This window comes from Azospirillum sp. (assembly GCF_050789165.1).
The window spans coordinates 22332-37830 of the sequence record NZ_JBOZRT010000063.1 but is presented as its reverse complement, the minus strand read 5'-3'; the positions used below and the strand labels follow the sequence as shown (position 1 = coordinate 37830).

The following is a 15499-nucleotide window of genomic DNA, read 5'->3' as shown; positions in this document are numbered from 1 at the left end:
CGGCCGGGCATCGACGGGAAATGGGGAGGACACATCCGTGGTGATATCCTACGACCAGTTGCGAGCCGAGACCGCCGCGCGCGACCGCAGCCTGCGCGAGAAGGTGATGACGCTGGAGGAGGCGGCGGCGCTGATCCGCGACGGCGACCACGTCGCCATCGGCGGTTGCATGATGTCGCGCACGCCCATGGCGATGATCTGGGCGCTGGTGCGCGCCGGGCGGCGGGACCTGACCTTCTCCCGCTCCATCGTCTCGTCGGACGGCGACATCATCTTCGCCTCGGGCATCGGCAAGAAGATGATCACGTCCTGGTTCAGCCAGGGCATCGTCTGGGGCATCTCCAAGGTGATGCGCCACTGGGTCGAGTCGGGTCGCGCCGAATTCGAGGAGTGGAGCCACATGTCCATGGGCCTGCGCTACCGCGCCGGGGCCATGGGGGTGCCGTTCATGCCGTCGCGCTCGATGATGGGCTCCGACGTGCGGCGCCGGGTCGACGGCCAGCTCAAGGAGATGGATTGCCCGTTTACCGGCGAGAAGCTGCTGCTGCTCCCGGCGCTCAACCCCGACGTGGCGATCATCCACGTCCAGCGCTGCGACCCGTACGGCAACGCGCAGCTCGACGGGCTTCAGTTCATGGATGTCGACCTGCCGATGGCGGCGAAGAAGGTGATCGTCACCACCGAGCGCATCGTCTCCAACGACCAGATCCGCCGCGCACCCGACCAGACCAAGTTCCCGTTCTTCACGGTGGAGGCAGTGGTCGAGGTGCCCTACGGCAGCGCTCCGCACGAGTGCTACGGCCATTACGAACCGTTCTTCAAGCACATGGACCAGTTCGCGGAGATGACCAAGAAGGACCCCGAGCAGGGTGCCCGGGAGTACCTGGAGCGCTTCTACCACGAACCCCAGAGCTGGACGGAAACCCTGTCCCGGATGGGCATGGGCGACCTTCTGACGGCCACCCGCGGCGGCAGGAGCATCCACAATGTCTGAGCGCACCTACACGGCGGCCGAACTGCTGGCGGTGATGGCCAGCCGCTCGCTGGACGACGGTCTGACGGTGTTCGCCGGCGTCGGCACGCCGCTGCTGGCGGCCACCCTGGCGCAGCGCTTGCACGCGCCGGGGCTGACCATCCTGTTCGAGGGCGGCGTCATCGGCCCGTTCATCGTGCCGGGCGAGCTGCCGCCCTCCACCAACGAGCAGCGCTGCACCCGGCAGGCCAACATGCTCTGCCCGATCACCGACGTGCTGCTGCTGCTGCAACGCGGCTACGTTGATGTCGGCTTCCTGGGCGGCGCGCAGATCGACCGCTTCGGCAACATCAACAGCTCGTTCATCGGCGACCCCGACCACCCGAGCTGCCGCCTGCCCGGCACCGGCGGCGGCAACGACATCGCCAGCCTGTCGCGGGTGATCGTCGCCATGAAGCACGAGAAGCGCCGCTTCGTGGAGCGGGTCGAGTACATCACCAGCCCCGGCTACCTGGAGGGCGGCGACAGCCGGCGGCAATCCGGCCTGCTGGCGGGCGGCCCGTACCGGATCATCACCGACCTGGCGATCATGGGCTTCCACCCGGAGACCAAGCGCATGCGCATCGAGGCGCTGCACCCCGGCGTGAGCGTCGAGCAGGTGCAGGCGAACACCGGCTTCGAGCTGGAGGTGTGGGACGGCGCCCGTACCACCGAGGTGCCGACCGACAAGGAGCTGGCGGTGCTCCGAAACCTCGACCCCGACCGCCTCTACATCGGCTGACCGCGTCCGCCGGCAACGACAAACCCGAGGAAACGCCCCCATGTCATCGAAGACCGTGAAGATCGGCATCGCGATGCGCAACTTCACCCGGTATCCCGAGATGCCGGACCCGAAGGCGCTCCTGGACTACGGCATCTGGGTGGAGGAGCTGGGATTCGAATCGCTTTGGGTGTGGGACCACATCCTGCTGGGCACCGAACCGAACTTCCCCATCGCCGAATCGCTCACCATGCTCACCGCGGTGGCGGCGCGGACCAAGAAGATCAAGCTGGGCACCGGCGTGCTGGTGCTGCCGCTGCGCAACCCGCTGCTGCTGGCCAAGCAGCTGTCGACCCTCGACCTGCTGTCGGACGGGCGGCTGGTGCTGGCCATGGCGTCCGGCTGGTACAAGCGCGAGTTCGACGCCATGGGCGTGCCGTTCAACGAGCGCGGCAAGATCATGGACAAGAACCTGGAGATCATGACCCGCCTGTGGAGCGAGCCGTCGGTCACCGCCGACCTGCCGCCCTACAACATGCGCGAAGCGGTCATGTACCCCAAGCCCGGCAGCAAGCCGCGGCCGACCATCCTGATCGGCGGCTACGTCGATGCGGTGCTGAAGCGCGCCGCGGTCGCGGGCGACGGCTGGCTGACCTACTTCTACACGCCGGAGGGCTTCACCCGTTCCTGGGAGAAGATCGTCGACTTCGCCAAGGAGGCCGGCAAGGACCCGGCGACCCTGCAGAACGGCAACCAGCTGCCCATCATGATCGGCAAGAGCCGCGAGGAGGTGAAGCCGAAGATGATGGAGTGGCTGCACACCGAGTGGGACTTCGCCTCCTGGAGCGAATCGACCACCGACAGCGCCATCATGGGCACGCCCGAGGAGTGCGTCGAGCAGCTGCGCCGGCACGTGGACGTCGGCATCCAGCGCATCGTGCTGGTCCCCTACCGCTACGAGCGCGAGCAGATCGAGATCATCGCCCGCGAGATCCTGCCGAAGCTGCAGGGGTGATTGTAGTCACCACCTCCCCCGCTCCATGCGGGGGAGGTGGGCCCGCAAAGCGGGAAGGTGGGGGCAACGGCGTGCCCGAGAATCAACGCCGACCACGCACGCCGATGCCCCCAACCCGACCCCTCCCCCAGCGAGGCTGGGGGAGGGCTTCTTTTACCCCAGCGTCATCCCCGCGCCGCCGCCGTCCTTCAGCAGGTCGATGTCGAACCGCACGCAGTCGCCGCGGTAGACCAGTTCGGCCACGTAGATCACCACGCCCTCGCGGTTCTCGATGATGAAGCGCGCCTCGGCGATCGGGGCGTTCAGCGGGATGCGCAGCAGTTCCGCGGTCTCCGGATCGGCGCTGCCGATCACCACCGTGGTCTGCGCCCGGCCGATGTCGTCGCGCTGGTGGCGCACCAGCACCGGCAGGGTGGTGTGAGTCTCGAACTCCTCGGGGAAGCGGTCGTAGATCGCCTGCGCCACGTGCACGCTGGCGATGGCGAAGGGCTCGCCGCCGCGGTACTGGATGCTGCGCAGGTAGTGGTAGTCGTCGGCCGCCTTGCCGTCCTCCGGCAGCAGGCGCGGCAACGGCGGCGGATCCTTGACGGAGACGAACTTCGGTACGTTGCCGTCGATGGTCTGAGCCAGCGAGTCCATGTCGATGGCGAGGCGCAGCCAGCGCTTCTCGCGCATGTCCTGGCTGACGAAGGTGCCCTTGCCCTGCTGGCGCCAGACCAGTCCCTCCTTCTGCAGCAGGTCGATGGCCTGCCGCACGGTCACCCGCGCGACCTGGAATTCGCGTTCCAGCTCGTCCAGCGTCGGCATCTTCTGGCCGGCGGCGAACTGGCCATCCTCGATGCGTCGGCGCAGCAGCGTCGCCACCTGGATGTACAGCGGCACCCGGCTGCGCTTGAACGTGCGGGCCAGGTTCGGGGCCGGGCGCGCCGAGGCGCGGCTGGCGGTACGCGTCTTCGCCGTCATAACCATTCTTCCTTCACAACCGGCGCCCTCTCCTACCCCACCGCGGCATCCGCGTCATCCCATTCGAACCCGCTGATGGCGCCGCTCACCAGATTGGTCGAGTAGAGCGCCTCCAGGTCGACCACCCGCTCGTCTGCCGGCACCATCCCGGCCACGAGCCGCTTCAGCGCCGCCTCGTGCGCACGGCGCAGTGTCTGCGCCTCCTCCACGTCGACCGCCGCGAAGCGCACCCGGTCGCCGGGCCGTAGCCGGCCGGCGCGTGGCAGGTCGACCGCGCACACCGCGCCGATCTTGGGGTAGCCGCCGGTGGTCTGGCGGTCGGCCAGCAGCAGCACCGGCCGGCCGTCGCCCGGCACCTGGATCGCCCCCCAGGCCGTGCCGTCCGACACGATGTCGTGCCCACTCCGGTGCGCCAGCGCCGGCCCATCGAACCGCACGCCCATGCGGTCGGCCGCCGGCCCGACCGTGTAGTCGGACTCGAAGAACGTGGCGATTGCCTCCGGCGTGAAGCGGTCGTCCTGCGGCCCGAGCACGACGCGCAACGGGCCGCCGCCCGGCACCGGCGGATCGGGCAGGCGGAGATCGTCACGCTCCGACGCACGCTCGCGGCGCAGCGGCAGCCGGTCGCCGGTCGCCAGCGCCCGCCCCCGGAAGCCGCCGAAGCCGCCGCGGGTGTAGGTGGAGCGGCTGCCGAGCACCGGAGACAGATCGAAGCCGCCCTCCACCGCCAGATAGGCGCAGGCGGCGTGCCGCGGCGCCACCACGCGCAGCCGGTCCCCCTCCTTGAGGGTGAGGCTGCGCCACGCCGGCACCGTGCGGCCGTCGCCGGTCTCCAGCGCCAGAGCGCCATCGAAGGCGGCCAGCGCCACGCGCACGCTCGGCGCGGCGACCTCCAGAACCGGGCCGACGTGCAGGATCTCCAGCGCCGCCTCCCCGGCCGCGTTCCCGACCAGCGCGTTGGCGAGGCGGAGCTGGTCCGGGTCGAGCGCTCCGGACACCGGCACGCCGTACGCCTGGGCGCCGATGCGCCCGCCGTCCTGCACCGTGGTGTGCAGCCCCGGCTGCACGATGACCAGCGCCGCGCTCATGCCGCCACCTCCTCGACCGCGAGTTTGGCCGCGCCCGCCATGAACGCGGCGCGCAGATCATCGAAGCGGGCGCGCTCCACCCGCTCGAAGCGGACGCGGTCGCCGGGGGCGAGCAGTGCCGGAGGTTCCTGCCCAATGTCGAACAGGTCGATCGGTACGGCGCCGATCAGCCGCCAGCCACCGGGGCTCTCCAGCGGGTAGACGGCGGTCATCGCGTTGGCGATGGCGATGGAGCGCGGCGGCACCCGCACGCGCGGCGTGGTCAGCCTTGGCAGCCGCAGCGGCTCCGGCAAATCGCCCATGTACGGATAGCCCGGCAGGAAACCCAGCATGTAGACGTGGTAGTCGACCGAGCCGTGCAGCCCCACCACCTCCGCCGGCGTCAGCTTGGTCCGCTCCGCGACCTCGGCGAGGTCCGGCGCCAGCTCCTCATCGTAGCAGGCGGGCATATGGACGAGGCGCAACCGCCGCTCGGCCACCGCAATGCCGGCCAGCAGCTCCCGCGCGCGGCCGGCGATATCCGCGAAGTCCAGCATCAGCGGGTCGTAGTGGACGAGAAGCGAGCGGAAGGTCGGCACCAGCTCCACCACGCCGGGAACGGCGGCCCGGCGCATGGCGTCGGCCAGCGCGGTGACGCGCTCACTCACCGCCCGATCGATGCGGTCGTCCAGTTCGACGACGAGGGCCGCGTCGCCCTGCGGCAGCAGCCTCGGCCAGCCGGATCTCTCCATCACCCCCGCCCTCCTGCCACGTCCTGAAAACGGTCGGTATTCCAATCGCTTCCGCATTGCGCGGAGGTACTATGGTTCTATACTTGATAAAAGTTCGGCGAGCAACTACGCTGATGTGGAAAGGCCGGCCGGGACAGATCGGCACCAGCAAGGGAGGGTGGTAGGATGGCGCGAAAGGTCAATCTCAACGCGGACATGGGCGAGGGCTTCGGGGCCTACGACATCGGCAACGACCTCGCGCTGCTGCCGATCATCGGCTCAGCCAACGTCGCCTGCGGTTTCCACGCCGGCGATCCCAACGTCATGCACCGACTCGTCACCCAGGCCAAGGAGCACGGCGTCAGCATCGGCGCGCATCCTGGTTTCAATGACCTCTGGGGCTTCGGCCGGCGCCGCATCGACATGAAGCCGCGCGACCTGGAGCTGATGGTCGCCTACCAGATCGGCGCCCTGCAGGCGATCGCCGCCTACGCCGGGACAAAGGTCACCCATGTGAAGCCGCACGGCGCGCTCAACAACATGGCCGCGGAGATCCCGGACTACGCCCTGGCCATCGGCCGCGCCATCAAGACGGTGGACGCGTCGCTGATCTACGTGGCGCTCGCGGGGTCGGAGATGGACAAGGCCGGCGAGAGCCTGAGCCTGCGCGTGGCGCGCGAGGCGTTCGTTGACCGCCTGTACGACGACGACGGCAACCTGACCTCGCGCAAGATCGAGGGTTCGGTCATCAAGGACCCGCAGGTCGCCGCCGAGCGCGTCGTGCGCATGGTGCTGGAGCAGGAGATCGTCTCGCGGAACGGCAAGCGCCTGCCCACCCGCATCGACTCGCTGTGCGTGCACGGTGACGAGCCCACCGCGGTCGCCGTCGCCAAGGCCGCCCGCGACGGTCTGCTGGCCGCCGGTGTCCAGCTCGTGACCATTCCGGAGATGCTGGCGTAGAGCGGGGCGCCTTTAAAGCCCCTCTCCCCTCGAGGGAGAGGGGTTTGGGGAGAGGGGTCGTTACGCGCAGTAGCGCGGAACAAAAAGTTCCTGGCCGGCTTCGCCGGCGCCCCCCTCTCCCCAACCCCTCTCCCTCAAGGGGAGAGGGGCCTGAGAAAATCTCTCCCACAGGAGACCACCATGACCGAGACCACCCGCCCCACCATCGCCGTCATCGGCGGCACCGGCGCCCTCGGCTCCGGGCTGGCCGGGCGCTGGGCGCGCGCCGGCTACCCCGTCGTCGTCGGCTCGCGCAGCCCGGAGAAGGCCCAGGCCGCCGCCGCGGAGTTCGGCGCGAAGGGAGCCTCCCAGGCCGAGGCCGCGGCGGCGGCCGACATCGTCGTGCTGACCGTGCCCTACGCCACGCACGCCGGTGTCATCGACGAGATCCGCGCGCACTGCGCCGGCAAGATCGTCATCGACGCCACCGTGCCGCTGGTGCCGCCCAAGGTCGGCACCGTGCAGCTTCCCGCTGAGGGATGCGCCGCCGTGCAGGCGCGCGCGGCCTTCGGCGAGGGCGTCACCGTCACCTCCGCCTTCCACAACGTCTCCGCCCACAAGCTCCAGGGCTCCGCGCCCATCGAGTGCGACGTGCTGGTGTTCGGCGACGACAAGGAAGCGCGCGAGGTGGTGCTGCGGCTGGCCGAGGCGGCGGGGCTGCGCGGCATCCACGGCGGGCCGCTCGCCAACTCCGCCGCGGCGGAGGCGCTGACCTCCGTGCTCATCACCATCAACCGCCTCTACAAGGCCGACGGGGCGGGCATCCGCATCGTCGGCAAGACGGCGGACGGATCGGCGCTCTAGGGGGGAGCAGCGCATGGCCGCGGTGACCCTGATCGGCCTGGAGGGACTGCCGCTCGTGCGGCCCGGCGACGATCTCGCCGTGCTGCTGGGCGACGCGCTGGAGCGCAACGGCGCCCGCCCCCAGCGCGGCGACGCGCTGGTGGTGGCGCAGAAGATCGTTTCCAAGGCCGAGGGGCGGCTGCGGCGGCTGGCGGAGGTCACCCCCTCCCCGCGCGCGTTCGAGCTGGCCGAGATCGTCCGCAAGGACGCCCGGCTGGTCGAACTGGTGCTGGCGGAGAGCCGCGAGGTGATCCGCGCCGTGCCGCACGTGCTGGTCGTCGAGCATCGGCTGGGCTTCGTCATGGCCAACGCCGGGGTGGACCAGTCGAACGTCGAGGACGGCGAGGAGACCGCCCTGCTGCTGCCCGAGGATCCCGACGCCTCCTGCCGGCGGCTGCGCGCCGCCCTGCAGGAGCGCTTCGGGGTGCCGCTGGCGGTGGCGATGAACGACAGCTTCGGCCGGCCCTGGCGCAACGGCGTCACCGGCGTGTGCATCGGCGCCGCCGGCCTGCCCTCCCTGATCGACCGGCGCGGCGCGCCCGACCTGTTCGGGCGGGAGCTGAAGGTGACGGAGATCGCCGTCGGCGACGAGCTGGCGGCCGCCGCGTCCATGGTCATGGGGCAGGCGCACGAGGGCATCCCGGCGGTCCTGGTGCGCGGGCTGTCTATCGACGGGCCGGAGCGGCCCGCGGCGGCGCTGCTCCGCGACCGGCGACACGACCTTTTCCGGTGAGGACGGCATGAGCGACCGACGGCCCTCGAAGATCCTCGCGCTGTCCGGCGGTGTCGGCGGCGCCAAGCTGGCCTGCGGACTGTACGCAGTGCTGCCGCCCGGCGGGCTGGGCGTGCTGGTCAACACCGGTGATGACTTCTCCCACCTCGGCCTGTCGATCAGCCCGGACCTCGACACGGTGATGTACACGCTGGCCGGTGTGGTCAACCCTGAGACCGGCTGGGGCCGCGCAGGGGAGAGCTGGACCTTCATGGACGCCACCGCGGCGCTCGGCGGCGACGCGTGGTTCCGCCTGGGCGACAAGGATCTGGCGGTGCACGTCGAGCGCACCCGCCGCCTGCGCGCCGGCGAGCCGCTCGGCGCCGTGACGGCCGAGCTGTGCCACCGCTTCGGCATCGCCGCCGAGGTGATGCCGATGAGCGACGACGCGATCGCCACCCTGGTGGACAGCGACGCCGGCACGCTGGCCTTCCAGGACTACTTCGTCCGCCGCGGTTGCGAGCCGCGGGTGCGCGGCTTCCGCTTCCAGGGCATCGAGGCGGCGCGGCCGAACCCGCGGGCGCTGGCGTGGCTGGAGGACCCGGACCTCGCGGCCATCGTGATCGGCCCGTCGAACCCCTTCGTCAGCGTCGCGCCGATCCTCGCCGTGCCCGGCCTGCGCGACGCGCTGGCGCAGCGGCGGGTGCCGCTGGTGGCGGTGTCGCCCATCGTCGGCGGGCAGGCGATCAAGGGCCCGGCAGCCAAGATGATGGACGAGCTGGGCATCCGTCCCTCCGCCGCCTGGGTGGCGGAGCAGTACGGCGACCTGCTGGACGGTCTGGTCATCGACGAGACCGATCGCGACTTGGCCGCCGGCATCCACGGGCCGCGCGTCCTGGTGGCGCAGACGGTGATGCGCACCGCCACCGACCGCGCCCGGCTGGCCGGCGAGGTGCTGGGCTTCGCGGCGGAGCTGCGGCGATGACCGGCCGTGATCCCTTCTGGGCCCTGGTGCCGGTGCGGGCACTGACCGACGGCAAGCGCCGGCTGAGCCCCTTCCTTGGCCCGGACGAGCGCGCCCTGCTGGTGCGCAGCATGCTGGAGGATGGCCTGGACGCGCTGCGCCGCTGCGCCGCCATCGATACGGTGGCGGTGATCACCGGCGATGCGGACGCGGCGGAAGTCGCGGCGGAGTACGGCGCCGTCGTCCTGCCCGAGTCTCCGGCCGGCGGCCTCAATCCCAGCCTGGAAGGCGCGCGTGCCTGGCTGTTGTCGAGTTGCCCACGGGCGCACGTGCTGATGATGCCGGCCGACCTGCCCGGCGTCACCCCGGCGGAGCTGGAGGCCACCGTGCTGGCCGACGGTGCCGACGTGGTGCTGGCGCGCTCCACCGACGGCGGCACCAACGCCATGGTGCTGCGCCCCATCGCCTCCCTGCCCTTCACGTTCGGGCCGGACAGCTGCCGGCGCCACGCCGAGGCCGCCCGCGCCAGCGGGCGCAGCGTGGCGGTGGTGGACAGTCCAGGCCTCGCCCTTGATCTCGACCACCCGGCGGACCTCGCCGCCTACCTGCGGCGCGGCGGGGCGTCCCGCACGCTGGGCCTTCTCCATCGCCTGCGGATCCCCGACCGCCTCGCGGTCGGCGCCGCCCCATGAGGTGCACCATGACGACCGACCTCCTCGCCGCCGCCGCACGCGGCGACCGGCTCGATGACGACGCCATCCGGCACCTCGCCACTACGGCGGACACCGCTGGCCTGACGGCCGCCGCGCGGGCGCGCCGCGATCTGGCGCATGGGGCGCTGGTGACCTATTCGCCCAAGGTGTTCATCCCGCTGATCAAGCTGTGCCGCGACACCTGCCGCTACTGCACCTTCGCCGAGACGCCGCGCCCAGGTGCCAACGCCTACCTGACGGCCGACGAGGTGCTCGCCATCGCGCGGGCCGGCGCTGCGGCCGGCTGCCGCGAGGCGCTGTTCACCCTGGGTGACAAGCCGGAGGCGCGCTGGGACGAGGCGCGGGCCGAACTGGACCGGCTGGGTTATCCCAGCACCATCGCTTACCTCGCCGCCATGGCCAAGCTGGTGCTGGACGAGACCGGCCTGCTGCCGCACGCCAACCCCGGCGTGATGGACGACGCCGACGTTGCGCTGCTGCGCGGCGTGTCGGTGTCGCAGGGCATGATGGTCGAGGTGCTGTCGGAGCGGCTGTGCGAGAAGGGCGGCCCGCACCATGGCTGCCCGGACAAGCGCCCGGCGGTGCGCCTCGCCACGCTGGAGGCCGCCGGCCGCGCCCGCGTGCCGTTCACCACCGGCATCCTCATGGGCATCGGCGAGACGCTGGAGGAGCGCACGGACTCCCTGCTCGCCATCCGCGTCAGCCACGAGCGGCACGGCCATGTGCAGGAGGTGATCGTCCAGAACTTCCGCGCCAAGCCGGGCACCCGCATGGCCGAAGCGCCCGACGCCCCGCACGAGGAGCACCTGCGCGCCATCGCGCTCGCCCGCCTCGCCCTGCCGCCGGAGGTGACGGTGCAGGCGCCTCCGAACCTCAGCCCCGGTCACCTGGAGGCGCTGGTGGACGCGGGCATCGACGACTGGGGCGGCGTGTCGCCAGTGACCATCGACCACGTCAACCCCGAGGCCCCCTGGCCGCACCTCGCCGAGCTGGAGGCCCGCACCCGCGCCGCCGGACGGGAGCTGGCGCCGCGCCTGCCGGTGCACCCGCGCTATGTCCACGCCATGGCGGAGTGGATCGACCCGGCGCTGCACCGCGCGGTGCGCGCCCAGGCCGACACCGCCGGGCTGGCGCGCGGCGCCTGGAGCCCCGGCCAGGACACCATTGCCCCGCCGCCGATGCCGGCCCCGGCGCTCGCCTCCACCGGCCTGTCAGCCCTTCTAACGAAGGCACGCGACGGCAAGCCGCTCGCCGAGGGGGAAATTGTCCGCCTGTTCGCCGCCCAGGGGCGCGAGTTCGCCGCGGTGGCCGCCGCCGCCGATGCACTCCGCCGCGACGTGGTGGCCGAGACGGTCAGCTACGTGGTCTGCCGCAACATCAACTACACCAACATCTGCACCTACAAGTGCCGCTTCTGCGCCTTCTCCAAGGGCAAGACGGCGGAGGCGCTGCGCGGCCGGCCCTACGACCTGCCGCACGAGGAGATCGCCGCCCGCACCGTCGAGGCGTGGGAACGCGGCGGCACCGAGGTGTGCATGCAGGGCGGCATCCACCCGGACTACACCGGGCAGACCTACCTGGACATCCTCGCCACCGTGAAGGGTGCCGTGCCGCAGATGCACGTGCACGCCTTCTCGCCACTGGAGGTCTGGCAGGGGGCGGCGACGCTGGGCGCCTCGCTGGAAGAGTTCCTGGCGGCGCTGAAGCGCGCCGGCCTCGGCTCCCTGCCCGGCACGGCGGCCGAGATCCTCGACGACGAGGTGCGCGCCGTGCTCTGCCCCGACAAGCTGAACACCGCGCAGTGGCTCGAGGTGATGCGCACCGCGCACGGCGTCGGCCTGCGCAGCACCGCCACCGTCATGTACGGGCACGTGGAGCGGCCGGAGCACTGGGCCCGCCACCTGATCCGCATCCGCGACCTGCAGCGCGAGACCGGCGGCTTCACCGAGTTCGTGCCGCTGCCCTTCGTGCACATGGAGGCGCCGATCTACCTCAAGGGCGGCGCGCGCAAGGGGCCGACCTGGCGGGAGGCGGTGCTGATGCACGCGGTCGGCCGGCTGGCCCTGCACCCCTGGGTCCCCAACATCCAGACCTCCTGGGTGAAGATGGGGCCGGAGGGCGTGACCGCCTGCCTGAACGCCGGCGCCAACGACCTGGGCGGCACGCTGATGGACGAGAGCATCACCCGTGCCGCCGGCGCCGCGCACGGGCAGGAGATGCCGCCGGCCGAGATGGACGCGCTGGCCCGCGCCGCCGGGCGCCCGGCCCGCCAGCGCACCACGACCTATGGACAGCCGCCAGCCGGGCAGGTCGCGCGCTCGTACGGCGCCGCACCGCTGCGCCCGACGCGGAACCCGCCGCCGGCCCGGGCGCGCCAAGCGGCCGAAGCGGCGGAGTAGCCGGGCTCGAAAGCCCCTCTCCCCTTGAGGGAGAGGGGTTGGGGAGAGGGGTAGAGCGGCCGGAAGGCCGCAGAAGGAGTCTTTGTCCCGCCCTCCGGGCGGTAATACCCCTCATCCCAACCCTTCTCCCTCAAGGGGAGAAGGGCGTTTTGGGGTGTCCGTTCTTCAGTCAATCGCCGGGCTACGGACGGCCACCCCGCCTTGACGCTGCGGCGCCGGAAATGTCATATAACATTGGTTGAAAATGGCGCCGCTCCACGGTATGGGCGGCCGCTAGGACACCGTGCCGCATTGTTGGCCACGCCAACACAGGTACCCTCCTGTGGCCGCCGGCCGCTGCGGTCAAATAAAAAAGTCAGCCCTACAACCCTGAGAACCCCGGACGAGGAAACCCATGGCTTCTGGCGCATCGAAGATCATCTACACGCTGACGGACGAGGCTCCGCGCCTGGCGACGGCGTCGTTCCTGCCGATCGTCCGCACCTTTGCCGCGCCCGCCGGCATCGACGTGGCGGAAGCCGACATCTCGGTCGCCAACCGCATCCTGGGTGAATTCCCCGACTACCTCAGCGACGCGCAGACGGTGCCCAACGTGCTGGCCGAGCTGGGCCGCAAGACGCTGGAGCCGGACGCCAACATCATCAAGCTGCCCAACGTCTCCGCCTCGGTGGCCCAGCTGATCGCCGCGATCAAGGAGCTGCAGTCCAAGGGCTTCAACGTCCCCGACTTCCCGGAGGACCCGAAGACCGACGCCGACAAGGCCATCCGCGCCCGCTACAACAAGTGCCTGGGCTCGGCCGTGAACCCGGTGCTGCGCGAGGGCAACTCCGACCGCCGCGCGCCGAAGGCCGTCAAGGAATACGCCCGCAAGAACCCCCACAGCATGGCCGAGTGGAGCCAGGCGTCGCGCACCCACGTCTCGCACATGCACCACGGCGACTTCTACCACGGTGAGAAGTCGATGACGCTGGACCGCGCCCGCGACGTCAGGATGGAGCTGCTCACCAAGAGCGGCAAGATCATCGTGCTGAAGGAGAAGGTTTCCTTGCAGGACAAGGAAATCATCGACAGCATGTTCATGAGCAAGAAGGCGCTTCTCGCCTTCTACGAGGCGCAGATCGACGACGCCTACAAGACCGGCGTGATGTTCTCGCTGCACGTCAAGGCCACCATGATGAAGGTGTCGCACCCCATCGTGTTCGGGCACTGCGTGCGCATCTTCTACAAGGACGCGTTCGCCAAGCACGGCGCGCTGTTCGAAGAGCTGGGCGTCAACGTCAACAACGGCATGGTCGATCTCTACAACAAGATCGCCGCGCTGCCGCAGTCCAAGCAGGACGAGATCAAGCGCGACCTGCACGCCTGCCACGAGAACCGGCCCGAGCTGGCGATGGTGGACTCGGCCAAGGGCATCACCAACTTCCACTCGCCCAACGACGTGATCGTCGACGCCTCGATGCCGGCGATGATCCGCAACGGCGGCAAGATGTGGGGCGCCGACGGCCGGCTGAAGGACGTCAAGGCGGTGATGCCGGAATCGACCTTCGCCCGCATCTACCAGGAGATGATCAACTTCTGCAAATGGCACGGCGCCTTCGACCCGAAGACCATGGGCACCGTGCCCAACGTCGGCCTGATGGCGCAGCAGGCCGAGGAGTACGGCTCGCACGACAAGACCTACGAGATCCCCGAGGACGGCGTTGCCAACATCACCGACATCGCCACCGGCGAGGTGCTGCTGAGCCAGACCGTCGAGCAGGGCGACATCTGGCGCATGTGCCAGGTCAAGGACGCGCCGATCCGCGACTGGATCAAGCTGGCGGTGACGCGCGCCCGGAACTCCGGCATGCCGGCGGTGTTCTGGCTGGACCCGTACCGCCCGCATGAGAACGAGCTGATCAAGAAGGTCAAGGCGTACCTGAAGGACCACGACACCACCGGCCTGGACATCCAGATCATGAGCCAAGTGCGCGCCATGCGCTACACGCTGGAGCGCGTGATCCGCGGCCTGGATACCATCTCGGTCACCGGCAACATCCTGCGCGACTACCTGACCGACCTGTTCCCGATCATGGAGCTGGGCACCTCGGCCAAGATGCTGTCGATCGTGCCGCTGATGAATGGCGGCGGCATGTACGAGACGGGCGCCGGCGGCTCGGCGCCGAAGCACGTGCAACAGCTCGTCGAGGAGAACCACCTGCGCTGGGATTCGCTGGGTGAGTTCCTGGCACTGGCGGTGTCGCTGGAGGATCTGGGGCTCAAGGAGAACAACGCCCGCGCCAAGCTGCTGGCCCGGACGCTGGACGCCGCCACCGGCACGCTGCTCGACAACAACAAGTCGCCGCGCGCCAAGACCGGTGAGCTCGACAACCGCGGCAGCCAGTTCTACTTGGCCATGTACTGGGCCCAGGCGCTGGCCGCGCAGACCGAGGACGCCGAACTGGCGGCCAGGTTCGCGCCGCTGGCGAAGACCCTGGCCGAGAACGAGGCCAGAATCCTGGAGGAGCTGAACGCGGTGCAGGGCAAGCCGGCGGACATCGGCGGCTACTATCTGCCCGACACCGGAAAGCTCGAAGCGGTGATGCGCCCCAGCGCCACCTTCAACGCCGCCCTTACGGGCGTGCGGGCGTAAGCCGGGCCACCGCCCGCCCGTGGCGCCTCTAACAAGGGACGCCGCGGGCGGGACTCCTATGATCGACGTTGGCGCGCAAATGATCCTCCCTCGAAGCAGTGGACATCTCTGCCAGGCTCCCGCTGGGAGCGGAGAGGGGGATGATGACGACACCGAGCGTCCCGCGGGAGAGCCGGGAGAATGGACACCGGGTTACGCGGTCCGCAGTTCGGCCTGTTCTGGGGTGATGTCGCCGAGAGCCGAGTGGAGCCGCTGGCGATTGCAGTAGCCTTCGATGCAGGCGAACAGGTCCCGCTTGGCGGCGTCGCGTGTCGGATGCCGCTGCCCATGGACACGTCCGGCCTTTAAGCTGGCGAAGAAGCTCTCCATGGGCAGGTTATCCCAGCAGTTCCCCTTGCGGCTCATGGATTGGACGAAGCCGTAGCTTTTCAGGGCTTGGCTGGACTTCGCCGAGTGTATTCGCACCCGCGGTCCGAGTGCAGCAATCTCGGCCCACACCGTCCAATGGTCACGTCCCTGGACGTGGTATAGGAGCTAACCGTCCCGCCGGAGCGCGCCCAGAGTTGGCGTGGGCGGGCCGGTTGCCTGGTCCTGACCGGCGCTGCGCGGAATGCTACTTTAAGCTGAAGATGGGTGTTACCCCAGGCAGCCGGTCTGATAGGGCTGTGAGCGTCATCAACAGCCTTCAGGTCAGCAGTTTATGGGCAGCGCCGTTCGTCCAGCAAGCA

Annotated in this window: 13 protein-coding genes and 1 pseudogene; 10 read left to right on the top strand and 4 right to left on the bottom strand. The window is 70.1% G+C overall.

Going from position 1 to position 15499, the window contains the following annotated elements; all coding sequences use genetic code 11:
* Positions 1–37: 37 nt before the first annotated feature.
* Genes ACRWK7_RS15355 through ACRWK7_RS15345 form a run of 3 tightly spaced genes read left to right on the top strand, consistent with a single transcriptional unit; the run spans position 38 to position 2748 of the window.
* Complete coding sequence (locus ACRWK7_RS15355) at positions 38–994, top strand: CoA transferase subunit A (protein WP_431857130.1); 957 nt, start codon at positions 38–40, stop codon at positions 992–994.
* The gene (locus ACRWK7_RS15350) at positions 987–1754 is read left to right on the top strand and encodes a CoA-transferase subunit beta (RefSeq protein ID WP_431857129.1); all 768 of its coding nucleotides are present in this window, start codon (positions 987–989) and stop codon (positions 1752–1754) included. The genes ACRWK7_RS15355 and ACRWK7_RS15350 overlap by 8 nt, the downstream gene beginning before the upstream one ends.
* A 40-nt stretch (positions 1755–1794) precedes the next feature.
* On the top strand, positions 1795–2748 hold the full coding sequence (locus ACRWK7_RS15345) for an LLM class flavin-dependent oxidoreductase (protein WP_431857128.1): 954 nt from the start codon (positions 1795–1797) through the stop codon (positions 2746–2748).
* A gap of 153 nt (positions 2749–2901) precedes the next feature.
* On the opposite strand, the gene ACRWK7_RS15340 is transcribed toward ACRWK7_RS15345, so the two are convergent.
* Genes ACRWK7_RS15340 through pxpB form a run of 3 tightly spaced genes read right to left on the bottom strand, consistent with a single transcriptional unit; the run spans position 2902 to position 5530 of the window.
* Entirely contained in the window at positions 2902–3711 is an 810-nt protein-coding gene (locus ACRWK7_RS15340) for a GntR family transcriptional regulator (protein WP_431857127.1), read from the bottom strand.
* Positions 3712–3743: 32 nt separating this feature from the next.
* A complete protein-coding gene (locus ACRWK7_RS15335; protein WP_431857126.1) occupies positions 3744–4799 on the bottom strand; it encodes a biotin-dependent carboxyltransferase family protein in 1056 nt (351 codons plus the stop codon).
* Positions 4796–5530 carry a 5-oxoprolinase subunit PxpB gene (pxpB, locus tag ACRWK7_RS15330; protein WP_431857150.1) on the bottom strand — a complete coding sequence of 245 codons (735 nt, stop codon included), beginning with the start codon at positions 5528–5530 and terminating at the stop codon, positions 4796–4798. Before pxpB ends, ACRWK7_RS15335 begins: the two co-directional genes overlap by 4 nt.
* 165 nt (positions 5531–5695) lie before the next feature.
* Between pxpB and ACRWK7_RS15325 the strand changes: the two genes are divergently transcribed.
* The 7 genes from ACRWK7_RS15325 (at position 5696) to ACRWK7_RS15295 (ending at position 14771) form a co-directional block, all read left to right on the top strand.
* Positions 5696–6469, top strand: coding sequence for a LamB/YcsF family protein (locus tag ACRWK7_RS15325; RefSeq protein ID WP_431857125.1), 774 nt, complete (start codon positions 5696–5698; stop codon positions 6467–6469).
* A 90-nt stretch (positions 6470–6559) separates the two neighbouring features.
* Positions 6560–7312, top strand: coding sequence for an NADPH-dependent F420 reductase (gene npdG / locus ACRWK7_RS15320; protein WP_431857149.1), 753 nt, complete (start codon positions 6560–6562; stop codon positions 7310–7312).
* Positions 7313–7325: 13 nt separating this feature from the next.
* The gene (cofE, locus tag ACRWK7_RS15315; RefSeq protein ID WP_431857124.1) at positions 7326–8084 is read left to right on the top strand and encodes a coenzyme F420-0:L-glutamate ligase; all 759 of its coding nucleotides are present in this window, start codon (positions 7326–7328) and stop codon (positions 8082–8084) included.
* Between the two features lie 7 nt (positions 8085–8091).
* Positions 8092–9048, top strand: a complete 957-nt coding sequence (gene cofD, locus ACRWK7_RS15310) for a 2-phospho-L-lactate transferase (RefSeq protein ID WP_431857123.1) — start codon at positions 8092–8094, stop codon at positions 9046–9048.
* A complete protein-coding gene (gene cofC, locus ACRWK7_RS15305) occupies positions 9045–9719 on the top strand; it encodes a 2-phospho-L-lactate guanylyltransferase (protein ID WP_431857122.1) in 675 nt (224 codons plus the stop codon). Before cofD ends, cofC begins: the two co-directional genes overlap by 4 nt.
* A gap of 8 nt (positions 9720–9727) precedes the next feature.
* On the top strand, positions 9728–12139 hold the full coding sequence (cofH, locus tag ACRWK7_RS15300) for a 5-amino-6-(D-ribitylamino)uracil--L-tyrosine 4-hydroxyphenyl transferase CofH (RefSeq protein WP_431857121.1): 2412 nt from the start codon (positions 9728–9730) through the stop codon (positions 12137–12139).
* A 394-nt stretch (positions 12140–12533) separates the two neighbouring features.
* A complete protein-coding gene (locus ACRWK7_RS15295) occupies positions 12534–14771 on the top strand; it encodes an NADP-dependent isocitrate dehydrogenase (protein WP_431857120.1) in 2238 nt (745 codons plus the stop codon).
* Between the two features lie 192 nt (positions 14772–14963).
* On the opposite strand, the pseudogene ACRWK7_RS15290 reads toward ACRWK7_RS15295, so the two are convergent.
* Positions 14964–15256 (bottom strand): annotated as a pseudogene (locus ACRWK7_RS15290) (integrase core domain-containing protein); the annotation flags it as partial.
* Positions 15257–15499 lie beyond the last annotated feature (243 nt).

Excerpts from the sequence above, each read along its gene's own strand:
- ACRWK7_RS15340 (WP_431857127.1), bottom strand. The coding sequence starts at position 3,711 with ATGACGGCGAAGACGCGTACCGCCAGCCGCGCCTCGGCGCGCCCGGCC.
- ACRWK7_RS15335 (WP_431857126.1), bottom strand. The coding sequence starts at position 4,799 with ATGAGCGCGGCGCTGGTCATCGTGCAGCCGGGGCTGCACACCACGGTG.
- ACRWK7_RS15295 (WP_431857120.1), top strand. The coding sequence starts at position 12,534 with ATGGCTTCTGGCGCATCGAAGATCATCTACACGCTGACGGACGAGGCT.
- ACRWK7_RS15325 (WP_431857125.1), top strand. The coding sequence starts at position 5,696 with ATGGCGCGAAAGGTCAATCTCAACGCGGACATGGGCGAGGGCTTCGGG.
- ACRWK7_RS15350 (WP_431857129.1), top strand. The coding sequence starts at position 987 with ATGTCTGAGCGCACCTACACGGCGGCCGAACTGCTGGCGGTGATGGCC.
- pxpB (WP_431857150.1), bottom strand. The coding sequence starts at position 5,530 with ATGGAGAGATCCGGCTGGCCGAGGCTGCTGCCGCAGGGCGACGCGGCC.
- ACRWK7_RS15345 (WP_431857128.1), top strand. The coding sequence starts at position 1,795 with ATGTCATCGAAGACCGTGAAGATCGGCATCGCGATGCGCAACTTCACC.
- cofE (WP_431857124.1), top strand. The coding sequence starts at position 7,326 with ATGGCCGCGGTGACCCTGATCGGCCTGGAGGGACTGCCGCTCGTGCGG.
- cofH (WP_431857121.1), top strand. The coding sequence starts at position 9,728 with ATGACGACCGACCTCCTCGCCGCCGCCGCACGCGGCGACCGGCTCGAT.
- cofD (WP_431857123.1), top strand. The coding sequence starts at position 8,092 with ATGAGCGACCGACGGCCCTCGAAGATCCTCGCGCTGTCCGGCGGTGTC.
- cofC (WP_431857122.1), top strand. The coding sequence starts at position 9,045 with ATGACCGGCCGTGATCCCTTCTGGGCCCTGGTGCCGGTGCGGGCACTG.